The 14,420-nt window shown below is 66.4% G+C and carries 25 protein-coding genes; all 25 read left to right on the top strand.

Annotated elements, in window-relative coordinates:
• On the top strand, positions 1-348 hold the full coding sequence (rplV, locus tag ACQP09_RS21680; RefSeq protein WP_004571827.1) for a 50S ribosomal protein L22: 348 nt from the start codon (positions 1-3) through the stop codon (positions 346-348).
• On the top strand, positions 348-1,187 hold the full coding sequence (gene rpsC / locus ACQP09_RS21685; RefSeq protein ID WP_018510593.1) for a 30S ribosomal protein S3: 840 nt from the start codon (positions 348-350) through the stop codon (positions 1,185-1,187). Before rplV ends, rpsC begins: the two co-directional genes overlap by 1 nt.
• A 5-nt stretch (positions 1,188-1,192) precedes the next feature.
• On the top strand, positions 1,193-1,612 hold the full coding sequence (rplP, locus tag ACQP09_RS21690; RefSeq protein WP_003966953.1) for a 50S ribosomal protein L16: 420 nt from the start codon (positions 1,193-1,195) through the stop codon (positions 1,610-1,612).
• The gene (rpmC, locus tag ACQP09_RS21695) at positions 1,612-1,836 is read left to right on the top strand and encodes a 50S ribosomal protein L29 (protein WP_015610729.1); all 225 of its coding nucleotides are present in this window, start codon (positions 1,612-1,614) and stop codon (positions 1,834-1,836) included. Before rplP ends, rpmC begins: the two co-directional genes overlap by 1 nt.
• Positions 1,836-2,123, top strand: a complete 288-nt coding sequence (gene rpsQ, locus ACQP09_RS21700) for a 30S ribosomal protein S17 (RefSeq protein WP_093693505.1) — start codon at positions 1,836-1,838, stop codon at positions 2,121-2,123. Before rpmC ends, rpsQ begins: the two co-directional genes overlap by 1 nt.
• A 109-nt stretch (positions 2,124-2,232) precedes the next feature.
• A complete protein-coding gene (gene rplN, locus ACQP09_RS21705) occupies positions 2,233-2,601 on the top strand; it encodes a 50S ribosomal protein L14 (RefSeq protein WP_003966950.1) in 369 nt (122 codons plus the stop codon).
• A 2-nt stretch (positions 2,602-2,603) separates the two neighbouring features.
• Positions 2,604-2,927: a 50S ribosomal protein L24 gene (gene rplX, locus ACQP09_RS21710; RefSeq protein WP_003966949.1), complete on the top strand. Its 324-nt coding sequence runs from the start codon at positions 2,604-2,606 to the stop codon at positions 2,925-2,927.
• On the top strand, positions 2,927-3,484 hold the full coding sequence (rplE, locus tag ACQP09_RS21715; RefSeq protein ID WP_003966948.1) for a 50S ribosomal protein L5: 558 nt from the start codon (positions 2,927-2,929) through the stop codon (positions 3,482-3,484). Before rplX ends, rplE begins: the two co-directional genes overlap by 1 nt.
• A gap of 2 nt (positions 3,485-3,486) precedes the next feature.
• Positions 3,487-3,672 (top strand): type Z 30S ribosomal protein S14, encoded by a 186-nt coding sequence (locus tag ACQP09_RS21720; RefSeq protein ID WP_003948630.1) that lies wholly within the window; start codon positions 3,487-3,489, stop codon positions 3,670-3,672.
• Between the two features lie 224 nt (positions 3,673-3,896).
• On the top strand, positions 3,897-4,295 hold the full coding sequence (rpsH, locus tag ACQP09_RS21725; protein WP_007446728.1) for a 30S ribosomal protein S8: 399 nt from the start codon (positions 3,897-3,899) through the stop codon (positions 4,293-4,295).
• Positions 4,296-4,316: 21 nt separating this feature from the next.
• Positions 4,317-4,856, top strand: coding sequence for a 50S ribosomal protein L6 (gene rplF, locus ACQP09_RS21730; RefSeq protein WP_003966946.1), 540 nt, complete (start codon positions 4,317-4,319; stop codon positions 4,854-4,856).
• A gap of 2 nt (positions 4,857-4,858) precedes the next feature.
• Positions 4,859-5,242, top strand: coding sequence for a 50S ribosomal protein L18 (rplR, locus tag ACQP09_RS21735; protein WP_018510591.1), 384 nt, complete (start codon positions 4,859-4,861; stop codon positions 5,240-5,242).
• 47 nt (positions 5,243-5,289) lie between these two features.
• The gene (gene rpsE / locus ACQP09_RS21740) at positions 5,290-5,895 is read left to right on the top strand and encodes a 30S ribosomal protein S5 (protein ID WP_010058791.1); all 606 of its coding nucleotides are present in this window, start codon (positions 5,290-5,292) and stop codon (positions 5,893-5,895) included.
• Positions 5,895-6,077, top strand: a complete 183-nt coding sequence (gene rpmD / locus ACQP09_RS21745) for a 50S ribosomal protein L30 (protein WP_015610734.1) — start codon at positions 5,895-5,897, stop codon at positions 6,075-6,077. Before rpsE ends, rpmD begins: the two co-directional genes overlap by 1 nt.
• Position 6,078: 1 nt before the next feature.
• Positions 6,079-6,534 carry a 50S ribosomal protein L15 gene (gene rplO, locus ACQP09_RS21750; protein ID WP_003966942.1) on the top strand — a complete coding sequence of 152 codons (456 nt, stop codon included), beginning with the start codon at positions 6,079-6,081 and terminating at the stop codon, positions 6,532-6,534.
• Positions 6,535-6,915: 381 nt separating this feature from the next.
• Entirely contained in the window at positions 6,916-8,229 is a 1,314-nt protein-coding gene (gene secY, locus ACQP09_RS21755) for a preprotein translocase subunit SecY (RefSeq protein ID WP_404064695.1), read from the top strand.
• Complete coding sequence (locus tag ACQP09_RS21760) at positions 8,229-8,891, top strand: adenylate kinase (RefSeq protein ID WP_432151122.1); 663 nt, start codon at positions 8,229-8,231, stop codon at positions 8,889-8,891. Before secY ends, ACQP09_RS21760 begins: the two co-directional genes overlap by 1 nt.
• 138 nt (positions 8,892-9,029) lie before the next feature.
• Positions 9,030-9,866 (top strand): type I methionyl aminopeptidase, encoded by an 837-nt coding sequence (map, locus tag ACQP09_RS21765; protein ID WP_433402072.1) that lies wholly within the window; start codon positions 9,030-9,032, stop codon positions 9,864-9,866.
• 172 nt (positions 9,867-10,038) lie between these two features.
• Positions 10,039-10,260, top strand: a complete 222-nt coding sequence (infA, locus tag ACQP09_RS21770; RefSeq protein ID WP_003956442.1) for a translation initiation factor IF-1 — start codon at positions 10,039-10,041, stop codon at positions 10,258-10,260.
• Positions 10,261-10,320: 60 nt separating this feature from the next.
• Complete coding sequence (rpmJ, locus tag ACQP09_RS21775) at positions 10,321-10,434, top strand: 50S ribosomal protein L36 (RefSeq protein WP_003956441.1); 114 nt, start codon at positions 10,321-10,323, stop codon at positions 10,432-10,434.
• A 197-nt stretch (positions 10,435-10,631) separates the two neighbouring features.
• On the top strand, positions 10,632-11,012 hold the full coding sequence (rpsM, locus tag ACQP09_RS21780) for a 30S ribosomal protein S13 (RefSeq protein WP_014047799.1): 381 nt from the start codon (positions 10,632-10,634) through the stop codon (positions 11,010-11,012).
• A 104-nt stretch (positions 11,013-11,116) separates the two neighbouring features.
• On the top strand, positions 11,117-11,521 hold the full coding sequence (gene rpsK / locus ACQP09_RS21785; protein ID WP_003956432.1) for a 30S ribosomal protein S11: 405 nt from the start codon (positions 11,117-11,119) through the stop codon (positions 11,519-11,521).
• 137 nt (positions 11,522-11,658) lie between these two features.
• On the top strand, positions 11,659-12,681 hold the full coding sequence (locus ACQP09_RS21790; protein ID WP_003966937.1) for a DNA-directed RNA polymerase subunit alpha: 1,023 nt from the start codon (positions 11,659-11,661) through the stop codon (positions 12,679-12,681).
• A 265-nt stretch (positions 12,682-12,946) separates the two neighbouring features.
• The gene (rplQ, locus tag ACQP09_RS21795; RefSeq protein WP_018510586.1) at positions 12,947-13,462 is read left to right on the top strand and encodes a 50S ribosomal protein L17; all 516 of its coding nucleotides are present in this window, start codon (positions 12,947-12,949) and stop codon (positions 13,460-13,462) included.
• A 91-nt stretch (positions 13,463-13,553) separates the two neighbouring features.
• Complete coding sequence (gene truA / locus ACQP09_RS21800) at positions 13,554-14,411, top strand: tRNA pseudouridine(38-40) synthase TruA (protein ID WP_433402076.1); 858 nt, start codon at positions 13,554-13,556, stop codon at positions 14,409-14,411.
• Positions 14,412-14,420 lie beyond the last annotated feature (9 nt).

Raw genomic sequence — 14,420 nt, forward strand, 5'->3', positions numbered from 1 at the left:
ATGGAAGCCAGGGCCCAGGCGCGGTACATCCGCGTCACGCCCATGAAGGCCCGCCGCGTGGTGGACCTCATCCGTGGCATGGATGCCACGGAGGCTCAGGCGGTCCTGCGTTTCGCCCCGCAGGCCGCGAGCGTGCCGGTTGGCAAGGTGCTGGACAGCGCCATCGCCAACGCTGCACACAACTACGACCACACCGACGCCTCTTCGCTGGTCATCAGCGAGGCGTACGTGGACGAGGGCCCGACCCTGAAGCGGTTCCGTCCGCGTGCTCAGGGCCGTGCCTACCGGATCCGTAAGCGGACCAGCCACATCACCGTGGTCGTCAGCAGCAAGGAAGGAACCCGGTAATGGGCCAGAAGGTAAACCCGCACGGGTTCCGGCTCGGCATCACCACGGACTTCAAGTCCCGCTGGTACGCCGACAAGCTGTACAAGGACTACGTCAAGGAAGACGTCGCCATTCGTCGCATGATGACGAAGGGCATGGAGCGGGCCGGCATCTCGAAGGTCGAGATCGAGCGCACCCGCGACCGCGTCCGCGTTGACATCCACACCGCCCGTCCGGGCATCGTCATCGGTCGCCGTGGCGCCGAGGCCGATCGCATCCGCGGCGAGCTGGAGAAGCTGACCGGCAAGCAGGTCCAGCTGAACATCCTCGAGGTCAAGAACCCCGAGGTGGACGCTCAGCTGGTGGCCCAGGCCGTCGCCGAGCAGCTCTCCTCCCGCGTCTCCTTCCGTCGGGCCATGCGTAAGAGCATGCAGTCCTCGATGAAGGCCGGCGCCAAGGGCATCAAGATCCAGTGCGGCGGTCGCCTCGGCGGCGCCGAGATGTCCCGCTCGGAGTTCTACCGCGAGGGCCGCGTGCCCCTGCACACGCTCCGCGCGAACGTCGATTACGGCTTCTTCGAGGCCAAGACGACCTTCGGCCGCATCGGCGTGAAGGTCTGGATCTACAAGGGCGACGTCAAGAACATCGCCGAGGTTCGCGCCGAGAACGCCGCGGCCCGCGCCGGCAACCGTCCGGCTCGTGGCGGCACCGACCGCCCGGCCGGCCGTGGTGGCGGCCGTGGTGGCGAGCGTGGCGGTCGCGGCCGTAAGCCGCAGCAGTCGCCGGCAGCCGAGGCCCCCAAGGCCGACGCCCCCGCCGCCGCTGCTCCGGCTGCTGAGAGCACCGGAACGGAGGCCTGACCGAAATGCTGATCCCCCGTAGGGTCAAGCACCGCAAGCAGCACCACCCGAAGCGCAGCGGTATGTCCAAGGGTGGCACGCAGGTTGCGTTCGGCGAGTACGGCATCCAGGCGCTGACCCCGGCGTACGTGACGAACCGTCAGATCGAGTCCGCTCGTATCGCGATGACCCGTCACATCAAGCGTGGCGGCAAGGTCTGGATCAACATCTACCCGGACCGTCCCCTGACGAAGAAGCCGGCCGAGACCCGCATGGGTTCCGGTAAGGGTTCTCCCGAGTGGTGGATCGCGAACGTCAAGCCGGGTCGGGTGATGTTCGAGCTGTCCTACCCGAACGAGAAGATTGCTCGTGAGGCGCTCACCCGCGCTGCTCACAAGCTTCCGATGAAGTGCCGGATCGTTCGGCGCGAGGCAGGTGAGTCGTGATGTCGGCCGGTACCAAGGCGTCCGAGCTGCGCGAGCTGGGCGACGAGGAGCTCCTCAACAAGCTCCGCGAAGCCAAGGAAGAGCTGTTCAACCTCCGCTTCCAGGCGGCGACGGGCCAGCTCGAGAACCACGGCCGGCTCAAGTCCGTCCGTAAGGACATCGCCCGGATCTACACCCTGATGCGCGAGCGCGAGCTGGGCATCGAGACGGTGGAGAGCGTCTGATGAGCGAGAAGACTGTGACTGAGACCAGCAAGACCGACCGCGGCTTCCGCAAGACCCGCGAGGGTCTGGTCGTCAGCGACAAGATGGACAAGACCGTCGTCGTCGCTGTCGAGGACCGCGTCAAGCACGCGCTGTACGGCAAGGTCATCCGCCGTACGAACAAGCTCAAGGCCCACGACGAGCAGAACTCTGCGGGCGTCGGCGACCGCGTCATCATCATGGAGACGCGTCCGCTGTCGGCCTCGAAGCGCTGGCGCATCGTCGAGATCCTCGAGAAGGCCAAGTAATTCCTGAGGGATTCTCCCCTCAGGTCAGTTCCGCCAGGCTCGGTGAGGTGCCTCTCCGGTAACACGGAGAGGCACCCGCCGGGAACCGGCAGACGATCAGGAGATAGACGTGATCCAGCAGGAGTCGCGACTGCGCGTCGCCGACAACACGGGTGCGAAGGAAATTCTCACCATTCGTGTTCTCGGTGGCTCGGGTCGCCGCTACGCGGGTATCGGTGACGTCATCGTCGCCACCGTCAAGGACGCGATCCCCGGTGGCAACGTGAAGAAGGGTGACGTCGTCAAGGCCGTCATCGTTCGCACCGTCAAGGAGCGTCGTCGTCAGGATGGCTCGTACATCCGCTTCGACGAGAACGCCGCCGTCATTCTGAAGAACGACGGCGACCCCCGCGGCACCCGCATCTTCGGCCCGGTGGGCCGAGAGCTGCGCGAGAAGAAGTTCATGAAGATCATCTCGCTCGCGCCGGAGGTGCTGTAAGCATGAAGATCAAGAAGGGCGACCTGGTTCAGGTCATCACCGGTAAGGACAAGGGCAAGCAGGGCAAGGTCATCGTGGCCTACCCCGCTCAGGACCGCGTCCTCGTCGAGGGTGTCAACCGGGTCAAGAAGCACACCAAGGCCGGTCAGACGGCTCGCGGTTCGCAGACGGGTGGCATTGTCACCACCGAGGCCCCGATCCACGTCAGCAACGTTCAGCTGGTCGTGGAGAAGGACGGCAACAAGGTTGTCACCCGCGTCGGCTACCGCTTTGACGACGAGGGCAACAAGATCCGCGTTGCCAAGCGGACCGGTGAGGACATCTGATGACTGCCACCACTGCGCCGCGTCTCAAGACGCGCTACCGCGAGGAAATCGCCGGCAAGCTGCGTGAGGAGTTCTCGTACGAGAACGTCATGCAGGTTCCCGGTCTGGTCAAGATCGTGGTCAACATGGGTGTGGGCGACGCCGCCCGCGACTCCAAGCTGATCGACGGTGCCGTCAAGGACCTCACCACGATCACCGGTCAGAAGCCGGCCGTCACCAAGGCCCGCAAGTCCATCGCGCAGTTCAAGCTGCGTGAGGGCCAGCCGATCGGCTGCCACGTCACCCTCCGCGGTGACCGGATGTGGGAGTTCCTGGACCGTACGCTGTCGCTCGCGCTGCCGCGTATCCGTGACTTCCGTGGCCTGTCGCCGAAGCAGTTCGACGGCCGTGGCAACTACACCTTCGGTCTCACGGAGCAGGTCATGTTCCACGAGATCGACCAGGACAAGATCGACCGGGTCCGGGGCATGGACATCACCGTGGTCACCACGGCGACCAACGACGACGAGGGTCGTGCCCTCCTTCGTCACCTCGGCTTCCCGTTCAAGGAGAACTGACCGTGGCGAAGAAGGCTCTGATCGCTAAGGCCGCCCGTAAGCCGAAGTTCGGCGTTCGCGGGTACACCCGCTGCCAGCGCTGCGGCCGGCCCCACTCCGTCTACCGCAAGTTCGGCCTGTGCCGCGTGTGCCTTCGTGAGATGGCTCACCGTGGCGAGCTGCCGGGCGTGACCAAGAGCTCCTGGTAACTCTCCTCCGCCCTAGGGCGAAGGGAAGTTCTGGAGACTCTCGGTAAGCATCTGGGTCGGCAGGAGCCCGTCCTTTCATGCCGTAGGCTTGAAGGGTTGGGCGCCTGCCGCCCACGACCGACTTACTACGCCGTAGGTCCCCGCACCGCACCCGTCCCACCACTGAGTGGGGAGAGGGATGGCGCATACAGGAAACCCCGGCGAGAGAGGCCGAAGGCCAACTCATGACCATGACTGATCCCATCGCAGACATGCTCACGCGTCTGCGTAACGCGAACTCGGCATATCACGACGATGTCTCGATGCCGCACAGCAAGATCAAGTCGCACATCGCGGAGATCCTCCAGCAGGAGGGCTTCATCACCGGCTGGAAGGTCGAGGACGCCGAGGTCGGCAAGAACCTCGTCCTCGAGCTGAAGTTCGGCCCGAACCGCGAGCGCTCGATCGCCGGCATCAAGCGGATTTCGAAGCCGGGTCTGCGTGTATACGCAAAGTCCACCAACCTGCCGAAGGTTCTCGGCGGCCTGGGCGTGGCGATCATCTCCACGTCCCACGGCCTCCTGACCGGCCAGCAGGCAGGCAAGAAGGGCGTAGGTGGGGAAGTCCTCGCCTACGTCTGGTAGTCGGGAAAGGAAGGAAAGCTCATGTCGCGAATCGGCAAGCTCCCCATCCAGGTTCCCGCCGGTGTGGACGTCACCATCGATGGCCGTACGGTCGCCGTGAAGGGCCCCAAGGGCTCGCTCACGCACACCGTCGCCGCGCCGATCGAGGTCTCCAAGGGTGAGGACGGCGTTCTCAACGTCACCCGCCCGAACGACGAGCGTCAGAACAAGGCCCTCCACGGCCTGTCCCGCACGCTGGTGGCGAACATGATCACCGGCGTGACCGCGGGTTACTCCAAGGCGCTCGAGATCAGCGGTGTCGGTTACCGCGTCCAGGCGAAGGGCTCCAACCTGGAGTTCGCCCTGGGCTACAGCCACCCGATCCTCATCGAGGCTCCGGAAGGCATCACCTTCAAGGTCGAGTCGCCCACGAAGCTCAGCGTCGAGGGCATCGACAAGCAGAAGGTCGGCGAAGTGGCCGCCAACATCCGCAAGCTGCGGAAGCCCGACCCGTACAAGGCCAAGGGCGTCAAGTACGCCGGCGAGGTCATCCGCCGCAAGGTCGGAAAGGCTGGTAAGTAGCCATGGCATACGGTGTGAAGATCGCCAAGGGCGACGCTTACAAGCGCGCTGCTCGCAAGCGCCGCCACATCCGCGTCCGCAAGCACATGTCGGGTTCGCCGGAGCGTCCCCGTCTGGTCGTGACGCGTTCCAACCGCCACATCGTGGCCCAGGTCATCGACGACATCGCGGGCCACACGCTCGCGTCGGCGTCGACCCTGGACACCTCGATCCGTGGTGGCGAGGGTGACAAGAGCGCCCAGGCCCAGCAGGTCGGCGCCCTGGTCGCCGAGCGCGCCAAGGCCGCAGGCGTCGAGGCCGTCGTGTTTGACCGCGGTGGTAACCAGTACGCCGGGCGGATTGCCGCTCTGGCTGACGCCGCCCGTGAAGCCGGGCTGAAGTTCTAAGCCCCGGTTCCTACGCACAGCGGACGTAACAGAGAGAGGTAAATCCAATGGCTGGACCCCAGCGCCGCGGAAGCGGTGCCGGTGGCGGCGAGCGGCGGGACCGGAAGGGCCGTGACGGTGGCGCCAGCGCCGCCGAGAAGACCGCGTACGTCGAGCGTGTCGTCGCGATCAACCGCGTCGCCAAGGTTGTGAAGGGTGGTCGTCGCTTCAGCTTCACCGCGCTGGTCGTGGTGGGCGATGGTGACGGCACCGTCGGTGTCGGATACGGCAAGGCCAAGGAAGTTCCCGCGGCCATCGCCAAGGGTGTCGAAGAGGCCAAGAAGAACTTCTTCAAGGTCCCGCGCATCCAGGGCACCATCCCTCACCCGATCACGGGCGAGAAGGCTGCGGGCGTCGTCCTGCTCAAGCCGGCTTCCCCCGGTACCGGTGTTATCGCCGGTGGCCCGGTGCGTGCCGTGCTCGAGTGCGCCGGCGTTCACGACATCCTGTCGAAGTCGCTTGGCTCGTCCAACGCGATCAACATCGTGCACGCGACCGTGGAGGCCCTGAAGGGCCTGCAGCGTCCCGAGGAGATCGCGGCCCGCCGTGGTCTGCCCCTCGAGGACGTCGCCCCCGCGGCTCTGCTCCGTGCGCGTGCGGGAGCGGGTGCGTAATGGCTCGCCTCAAGATCACGCAGACGAAGTCGTACATCGGCAGCAAGCAGAACCACCGCGACACCCTGCGTTCGCTCGGGCTCAAGCGCCTGAACGACTCGGTTGTCAAGGAGGACCGCCCCGAGTTCCGCGGAATGGCCAACACCGTCCGCCACCTCGTGACGGTTGAGGAGGTTGACTGACATGGCGGAGAACAGCCCGCTGAAGGCCCACAACCTCCGGCCTGCCCCGGGCGCCAAGACCGCCAAGACCCGTGTGGGTCGTGGTGAGGCGTCCAAGGGTAAGACCGCAGGCCGTGGTACCAAGGGTACGAAGGCTCGTTACCAGGTTCCGGAGCGCTTCGAGGGTGGCCAGATGCCCCTCCACATGCGTCTCCCGAAGCTCAAGGGCTTCAAGAACCCGTTCCGCACGGAGTACCAGGTCGTGAACCTGGACAAGCTCGCGACGCTCTACCCCGAGGGTGGAGAGGTCACGGTGGCCGACCTGGTCGCCAAGGGTGCCGTGCGCAACAACCACCTCGTCAAGGTCCTCGGACAGGGCGAGATCTCCGTGGCGCTGCAGGTTTCGGTTGACGCCGTCTCCGGCTCCGCCAAGGAGAAGATCACCGCCGCCGGCGGTACGGTCACCGAGCTCGTCTGAGCCGCGGGACAGAACTGAGCCTGGCCGGCCCCCTCTTCGGAGGGTGGCCGGCCAGGCTTTTTCTCGTTTGTGCCGCTGTACGGGAACCGTAAAGGCTCGGGAAAGGTTGAACGGGTGTCCACCGCACCGGCGGTGGGGGAGTCCGAGGTCGTTCACGTCCCAATTGGTGTGGCTTGGCCGGTCTTTCACGGCCCGGGGCGGGGAGCAGGCGTTGCACCGGTGTGCAGTGCGTGTTTCCTGCTCAGTCCCGGGCCGGGTAGGGTGGCGCCGTTAATCTTTTGTGGCCTCCTTACGATGTAGGGCTGCCTTGTATCCGATCCCATCCAGTCCCATCCAGACCCGTCGCCTCTGACGCATAGCGCGGGGGTCGCAGGAGGCACCGTGTTCACCGCGTTCGCCCGAGCGTTCAAGACGCCCGACCTGCGCAAGAAGCTGCTCTTCACGCTCGGCATCATCGTGATCTACCGGCTCGGGGCCCACGTCCCGGCCCCCGGGGTCGACTACGCGAAGGTGCAGCAGTGCATCGACCAGGCCGATTCGGGTGGCCTGCTCGGTCTGATGCAGATGTTCAGCGGTGGCGCCCTGTTGCAGATCACCATCTTCGCGCTCGGCATCATGCCGTACATCACGGCCAGCATCATTCTCCAGCTGCTGACCGTCGTGATCCCCCGGCTGGAAGCCCTCAAGAAGGAGGGCCAGTCCGGCACGGCGAAGATCACGCAGTACACGCGTTATCTGACCGTCGCGCTGGCCGTCCTCCAGGGCACCGGCCTCGTCGCCACCGCCCGGAGCGGGGCGCTGTTCCAGAACTGCACCGTCGGCAGCCAGATCGTCGCCGACAAGTCCATCTTCACGACCCTGGTGATGGTCATCACCATGACGGCCGGCACCGCCGCGGTCATGTGGCTCGGTGAGCTCATCACCGACAAGGGCATCGGCAACGGCATGTCGATCCTCATGTTCATCTCGATCGCCGCCACGTTCCCCGGCGCCCTGTGGGCCATCAAGGAGAGCGGCAAGCTGGCCGACGGCTGGATCGAGTTCGGCACGGTCATCCTCATCGGCTTCGTGATGGTCGCCCTCGTCGTCTTCGTCGAGCAGGCCCAGCGCCGCATCCCGGTCCAGTACGCGAAGCGCATGATCGGGCGCCGTTCCTACGGCGGTACGTCGACGTACATCCCGCTCAAGGTGAACCAGGCGGGTGTGATTCCCGTCATCTTCGCCTCGTCGCTGCTCTTCATCCCGTCGCTGATCGTCCAGTTCTCCGGATCCACCGCAGGGTGGGCCACCTGGATCCAGGACCACTTCGTGACGGGTAACCACCCGTACTACATCTCGGTGTACTTCGTACTCATCGTGTTCTTCGCCTTCTTCTACGTCGCCATTTCGTTCAACCCCGACGAAGTCGCCGACAACATGAAGAAGTATGGTGGCTTCATCCCGGGTATCCGGGCAGGTCGACCTACTGCCGAGTACCTGAGCTACGTGCTCAACAGGATCACTTGGCCGGGCTCGCTGTACCTGGGCCTGATCGCTCTGGTGCCGACGATGGCGTTGGCAGGCTTCGGCGGTGCGAACCAGAACTTCCCGTTCGGCGGGACGAGCATCCTCATCATCGTGGGTGTGGGTCTGGAAACCGTGAAGCAGATCGAGAGTCAGCTCCAGCAGCGCAATTACGAAGGGTTCCTCCGCTGATGCGAATCGTCCTCGTCGGGCCTCCGGGGGCCGGCAAGGGAACGCAGGCTGCGTACCTTGCCCAAAACCTGTCGATTCCGCACATCTCCACGGGCGACCTCTTCCGCGCCAACATCAGCCAGGGCACCGACCTTGGCAAGCAGGCCCGCGCCTACATGGACGCAGGCCGGCTGGTGCCGGACGAAGTCACCATCGGGATGGCCAAGGACCGCATGGGCCAGCCGGACGCCGTGAACGGCTTCCTGCTGGACGGCTTCCCGCGGAACGTCGGCCAGGCCGAAGCCCTTGACGTGATGCTCAAGGACGAGGGCGTGAAGCTGGACGCGGTCCTCGATCTCGAGGTCCCCGAGGACGAGGTCGTGAAGCGGATCGCGGGCCGCCGCATCTGCCGTAACGACAGCGCGCACGTCTTCCACGTGACGTACAACCCGCCGAAGACCGAGGGCGTCTGCGACGCCTGCGGCGGCGAGCTGTACCAGCGGGACGACGACACCGAGGAGACGGTCCGGACGCGGCTGGAGGTCTACCACACGCAGACCGAGCCGATCATCGACTACTACCGGGCCCAGGGCCTGGTGGTGACCATCTCCGCGCTCGGCAAGGTCACCGAGGTGACCGAGCGCGCCATGGCGGCTCTGCAGAAGTCCGGCGACCAGGACTGAGCCCCACCCGTACCACCGCTGTGCAGTCGGCCGCGGCGCCCCAGGGCGCCGCGGCCGACTTCTTGCGCCCGTATCGTGGGGTACGGCCGCGCGGCGGCCCCGTCACCCGTCACCGACGATGCAGAGAGGCGCCGAGCAATGGTGCAGATCAAGACCCCCGAGCAGATCGCGAAGATGCGCGAGGCGGGGCTGGTGGTCGCTGCCATTCACGCGGCCACCCGTGAGGCGGCCGTGCCCGGCGCCACCACGCACGACCTGGACCAGGTCGCCCGCAAGGTGATCGCCGACCACGGCGCGAAGTCGAACTTCCTCGGGTACGGCGGGTTCCCCGCGACCATCTGCACCTCGGTCAACGAGGTCGTGGTCCACGGCATCCCGGACGAGAAGACGGTCCTCAAGGACGGCGACATCATCTCGATCGACGCCGGCGCCATCGTGGACGGCTGGCACGGCGACGCCGCGTACACCGCCTTCGTGGGCACCGGTCACGCTCCGGAGCTGGTCGAGCTCTCGCGGGTGACCGAGGAGTCGATGTGGGCCGGGATCGCCGCGATGAAGGTGAACAACCGCCTCGTCGACATCTCCAAGGCGATCGAGACGTACATCCGCCGCCAGCCCCGTCCGGCCACCGGCAAGTACGGGATCATCGAGGACTTCGGCGGCCACGGCATCGGCACCGAGATGCACATGGACCCGCACCTGCTGAACTACGTCTCCCGCAAGCGCGGCAAGGGCATCAAGCTGGTCCCGGGCGTCTGCCTGGCGATCGAGCCCATGGTCTCGCTCGGCACGGCCCGTACGGAGACCCTCGCCGACGACTGGACGGTCATCACGACGGACGGCACCTGGTCCTCGCACTGGGAGCACTCCATCGCGCTGACCGAGCAGGGCCCGCTGGTCCTGACCGCCCCGGACTGCGGGAAGGCGAAGCTCGCGGAGTACGGGATCGAGGCCGCGCCCGACCCGCTCGGTTGACGTGATACGTCCGGCAGGTCTAAGGATCACCGGCAGTGGGCAAACTTGACGGATTCGTCTTTTGGAGTCCGCTGACGTAGACTGACTCGTCGGCTCCGGTGCATCCGTATGTCCGCAGGTAGGACAGGGGATCGCAGGAGTCGATCAAGGTAGCCGATTCGAAAGGCGAAGCGTGGCCAAGAAGCAAGGTGCCATCGAGATTGAGGGCACCGTGATCGAGTCCCTCCCGAACGCAATGTTCAAGGTGGAGCTCCAGAACGGTCACAAGGTCCTGGCGCACATCAGCGGCAAGATGCGGATGCACTACATCCGCATCCTCCCGGATGACCGGGTCGTGGTGGAGCTCTCTCCGTACGACCTGACGCGTGGCCGGATCGTCTACCGCTACAAGTAGATCTTGCCCGCACCCCGTTTCGGCGCGGTGATGGCACTGACCCGGAGAACCTGACATCCCATGAAGGTCAAGCCGAGCGTCAAGAAGATCTGCGACAAGTGCAAGGTGATCCGCCGCCACGGTCGGGTCATGGTCATCTGCGACAACCTGCGCCACAAGCAGCGCCAGGGCTGACGCACGACCCCCTGCATCTCGCAGTTCTTCGCGCGACGCACGTAAGCACGTACATACGCAGTGCCCGTCCAAGCCTCACGGCTGACGACACCTCCGGCGGGGGCCGGGGACCCGGACGTACCACCACTCCTCGTGGGTGGTCGGCGGTCGGGAGCGGTACTGCGGAAGACCCCCGAACTAACAACTGGAGCCATTGAATGGCACGCGTTTCAGGTGTTGACATCCCGCGCGAAAAGCGCGTGGAGGTTGCCCTCACCTACGTCTTCGGTATCGGGCGCACCCGGTCCAAGGAGATCCTCGCCACCACCGGCGTGAACCCCAACACCCGCGTTCGCGACCTGGCCGAAGAGGACCTGGTCAAGATCCGCGAGTACGTGGACGCCAACCTGCGCACCGAGGGTGACCTCCGTCGCGAGATCCAGGGCGACATCCGCCGCAAGATCGAGATCGGCTGCTACCAGGGCATTCGTCACCGCCGCGGTCTGCCGGTCCACGGTCAGCGCACCAGCACGAACGCGCGTACCCGCAAGGGCCCGCGTCGCGCCATCGCCGGTAAGAAGAAGCCGGGCAAGAAGTAGTCCTCAGCGGACGCACTGCGGACCTCCGGTTCTCCGGAACCCGCAGCAACCAGCGGTCTTCGCTGTAGGACCGATCACCTCCCCTCTCCATCTGGAGTCAAGACATGCCCCCCAAGGGTCGTCAGGGCGCAGCCAAGAAGGTGCGTCGCAAGGAAAAGAAGAACGTCGCTCACGGCCACGCGCACATCAAGAGCACGTTCAACAACACCATCGTCTCGATCACGGACCCCTCGGGCAACGTGATCTCCTGGGCCTCCGCCGGCCACGTCGGCTTCAAGGGCTCGCGCAAGTCCACCCCCTTCGCCGCGCAGATGGCCGCCGAGTCGGCGGCCCGCCGCGCGCAGGAGCACGGCATGCGCAAGGTCGACGTCTTCGTCAAGGGTCCCGGCTCCGGCCGTGAGACCGCGATCCGCTCGCTCCAGGCCACCGGCCTGGAGGTCGGTTCGATCCAGGACGTCACCCCGACGCCGCACAACGGCTGCCGTCCGCCGAAGCGTCGCCGCGTCTGACCCGCTACGGCCGGTGACGGCCGTGCGTCAGTAGCGTTCAGGTCCGGGCGGTACGCCTCATTCGGGGCGTACCGCCCGTACCCTTGTTTCACTGTCGGGCATCAAATAGTGGGTGCCCACGACTGAAGGATCACCGCATGCTTATCGCTCAGCGTCCGTCGCTGACCGAAGAGGTCGTCGACGAGTTCCGCTCCCGGTTCGTGATCGAGCCGCTGGAGCCGGGCTTCGGTTACACCCTCGGCAACTCCCTCCGCCGTACGCTCCTCTCCTCGATCCCCGGTGCCGCTGTCACCAGCATCCGGATCGACGGTGTCCTGCACGAGTTCACCACCGTGCCGGGCGTCAAGGAGGACGTCACCGACCTCATCCTCAACATCAAGCAGCTGGTCGTCTCCTCGGAGCACGACGAGCCGGTCGTGATGTACCTGCGCAAGCAGGGCCCGGGTCTGGTCACCGCCGCCGACATCGCGCCTCCGGCCGGTGTCGAGGTGCACAACCCCGACCTCGTTCTCGCCACGCTCAACGGCAAGGGCAAGCTGGAAATGGAGCTGACCGTCGAGCGCGGTCGCGGCTACGTCTCCGCCGTCCAGAACAAGCAGGTCGGCCAGGAGATCGGCCGCATCCCGGTCGACTCCATCTACTCGCCGGTGCTCAAGGTCACGTACAAGGTCGAGGCGACCCGTGTCGAGCAGCGCACCGACTTCGACAAGCTGATCGTCGACGTCGAGACCAAGCAGGCCATGCGTCCCCGTGACGCCATGGCGTCGGCCGGTAAGACCCTGGTCGAGCTGTTCGGTCTGGCGCGCGAGCTCAACATCGACGCCGAGGGCATCGACATGGGCCCGTCCCCGACGGACGCTGCTCTCGCCGCCGATCTGGCGCTGCCGATCGAGGAGCTGGAGCTCACGGTCCGTTCGTACAACTGCCTCAAGCGCGAGGGCATCCACTCCGTGGGTGAGCTCGTGGCCCGTTCCGAGGCGGACCTGCTCGACATCCGCAACTTCGGTGCGAAGTCGATCGACGAGGTCAAGGCGAAGCTGGCCGGTATGGGCCTCGCGCTGAAGGACTCGCCTCCCGGCTTCGACCCGACGGCTGCGGCTGACGCCTTCGGCGCCGATGACGATGCGGATGCGGGTTTCGTGGAGACCGAGCAGTACTGAGTCGCCTCCCGGCTGGGGGTGCCCGGTTTTGAGGGTGCCCCGGGCCGGGGCTGAGGCTTTGTCCTCAATCGCCGGACGGGCTTGATTTTGGCTGATGTCCGGCGAGAACGTCGGGCGGGCTGATTTTGGCTGATGTCCGGCGCGAACGCCGGGCCGGCTTGATTTTGGCCGATATCCGGCAGCTATGACTTCCGTGAGGCGTCCGCTTCACGGGAACTGACACCGGTACCTGATACGGCCGGTGCAGCACACAAGGAGAATCACCATGCCGCGTCCCGCAAAGGGTGCCCGTCTGGGCGGCAGCGCCGCGCACGAGCGTCTGCTCCTCGCCAACCTGGCGAAGTCGCTGTTCGAGCACGGCCGCATCACGACGACCGAGGCCAAGGCCCGCCGCCTGCGCCCCGTCGCCGAGCGCCTCGTCACCAAGGCGAAGAAGGGCGACATCCACAACCGTCGCCTGGTGCTGCAGACGATCACGGACAAGAGCGTCGTCCACACGCTCTTCACCGAGATCGCTCCCCGGTACGAGAACCGCCCCGGTGGTTACACGCGTATCACCAAGATCGGCAACCGTCGTGGCGACAACGCCCCGATGGCCGTCATCGAGCTGGTCGAGGCGCTGACCGTGGCCCAGCAGGCCACCGGTGAGGCCGAGGCCGCGACGAAGCGCGCGGTCAAGGAAGACGCTGCCAAGAAGGACGAGGCCAAGGCCGAGTCCACCGAGGCCGTCGAGGACGCCAAGCCGGTCGAGAAGGCCGACGAGGAGTCCAAGGACGCCTGAGCGTTCTGAGGACCACTGGACGGGCCCGCATCCTCCCTTCGGGGCGGTGCGGGCCCGTTCTGCTGAGCAGGGGCAGGGAGAGGATGGCGCGGTGAGTGACGAGGCGGAGCCCGGGTTCGTACGGGTGCGGCTGGACCTGTCGTACGACGGCAAGGACTTCTCCGGCTGGGCGAAGCAGACCAGCCGGCGCACGGTGCAGGGCGAGATCGAGGACGCGCTGCGGACCGTGACCCGGTCGCCGGTGACGTACGACCTGACGGTGGCGGGCCGCACGGACGCCGGGGTGCACGCGCGCGGCCAGGTGGCGCACGTGGACCTGCCGGAGGCGGTGTGGGCCGAGCACGAGGAGAAGCTGCTGCGGCGGCTGGCGGGGCGGCTGCCGCTGGACGTACGGATCTGGCGCGCGGCCCCCGCCCCGGCCGGGTTCAACGCCCGCTTCTCCGCGCTCTGGAGGCGTTACGCCTACCGGGTCGGCGACCGGCCCGGCGGCGTCGACCCGCTGACGCGCGGTCATGTGCTGTGGCACGACCGGCCGTTGGACCTGGACGCGATGAACGAGGCGGCCGCGCTGATGGTGGGCGAGCACGACTTCGCCGCGTACTGCAAGAAGCGCGAGGGCGCGACCACCATCCGCACCCTGCAGAAGCTGAGTTGGGTACGGGACGAGGAGTCCGGAGTCCTCACCGCGACCGTGCAGGCGGATGCCTTCTGCCACAACATGGTCCGCGCCCTGATCGGTGCAGCGCTGTTCGTCGGGGACGGCCGCCGCCCGGCCGCCTGGCCCGCCGAGGTGCTCGCGGCGAAGGTCCGCGACCCCGGAGTGCACGTGGTGCGGCCGCACGGGCTGACGCTGGAGGAAGTGGAGTACCCGGCGGACGAGTTGCTGGCGGCGCGGGCCGAAGAGGCCCGGAACGTCAGGACGTTGCCGGGGGCCGCCGGGTGCTGCTGAGGCGGTGCG

Origin of the sequence: Streptomyces sp. CA-146814 (assembly GCF_050942385.1) — a bacterium.
In the GTDB taxonomy this organism is placed as follows: domain Bacteria; phylum Actinomycetota; class Actinomycetes; order Streptomycetales; family Streptomycetaceae; genus Streptomyces.

What these genes read in the sequence shown, in the direction of transcription:
- rplV (WP_004571827.1), top strand. Translation starts at nt 1, where the DNA reads ATGGAAGCCAGGGCCCAGGCGCGGTACATCCGCGTCACGCCCATGAAG.
- rpsC (WP_018510593.1), top strand. Translation starts at nt 348, where the DNA reads ATGGGCCAGAAGGTAAACCCGCACGGGTTCCGGCTCGGCATCACCACG.
- rplP (WP_003966953.1), top strand. Translation starts at nt 1,193, where the DNA reads ATGCTGATCCCCCGTAGGGTCAAGCACCGCAAGCAGCACCACCCGAAG.
- rpmC (WP_015610729.1), top strand. Translation starts at nt 1,612, where the DNA reads ATGTCGGCCGGTACCAAGGCGTCCGAGCTGCGCGAGCTGGGCGACGAG.
- rpsQ (WP_093693505.1), top strand. Translation starts at nt 1,836, where the DNA reads ATGAGCGAGAAGACTGTGACTGAGACCAGCAAGACCGACCGCGGCTTC.
- rplX (WP_003966949.1), top strand. Translation starts at nt 2,604, where the DNA reads ATGAAGATCAAGAAGGGCGACCTGGTTCAGGTCATCACCGGTAAGGAC.
- rplE (WP_003966948.1), top strand. Translation starts at nt 2,927, where the DNA reads ATGACTGCCACCACTGCGCCGCGTCTCAAGACGCGCTACCGCGAGGAA.
- rpsH (WP_007446728.1), top strand. Translation starts at nt 3,897, where the DNA reads ATGACCATGACTGATCCCATCGCAGACATGCTCACGCGTCTGCGTAAC.
- rplF (WP_003966946.1), top strand. Translation starts at nt 4,317, where the DNA reads ATGTCGCGAATCGGCAAGCTCCCCATCCAGGTTCCCGCCGGTGTGGAC.
- rplR (WP_018510591.1), top strand. Translation starts at nt 4,859, where the DNA reads ATGGCATACGGTGTGAAGATCGCCAAGGGCGACGCTTACAAGCGCGCT.
- rpsE (WP_010058791.1), top strand. Translation starts at nt 5,290, where the DNA reads ATGGCTGGACCCCAGCGCCGCGGAAGCGGTGCCGGTGGCGGCGAGCGG.
- rpmD (WP_015610734.1), top strand. Translation starts at nt 5,895, where the DNA reads ATGGCTCGCCTCAAGATCACGCAGACGAAGTCGTACATCGGCAGCAAG.
- rplO (WP_003966942.1), top strand. Translation starts at nt 6,079, where the DNA reads ATGGCGGAGAACAGCCCGCTGAAGGCCCACAACCTCCGGCCTGCCCCG.
- ACQP09_RS21760 (WP_432151122.1), top strand. Translation starts at nt 8,229, where the DNA reads ATGCGAATCGTCCTCGTCGGGCCTCCGGGGGCCGGCAAGGGAACGCAG.
- map (WP_433402072.1), top strand. Translation starts at nt 9,030, where the DNA reads ATGGTGCAGATCAAGACCCCCGAGCAGATCGCGAAGATGCGCGAGGCG.
- rpmJ (WP_003956441.1), top strand. Translation starts at nt 10,321, where the DNA reads ATGAAGGTCAAGCCGAGCGTCAAGAAGATCTGCGACAAGTGCAAGGTG.
- rpsM (WP_014047799.1), top strand. Translation starts at nt 10,632, where the DNA reads ATGGCACGCGTTTCAGGTGTTGACATCCCGCGCGAAAAGCGCGTGGAG.
- rpsK (WP_003956432.1), top strand. Translation starts at nt 11,117, where the DNA reads ATGCCCCCCAAGGGTCGTCAGGGCGCAGCCAAGAAGGTGCGTCGCAAG.
- ACQP09_RS21790 (WP_003966937.1), top strand. Translation starts at nt 11,659, where the DNA reads ATGCTTATCGCTCAGCGTCCGTCGCTGACCGAAGAGGTCGTCGACGAG.
- rplQ (WP_018510586.1), top strand. Translation starts at nt 12,947, where the DNA reads ATGCCGCGTCCCGCAAAGGGTGCCCGTCTGGGCGGCAGCGCCGCGCAC.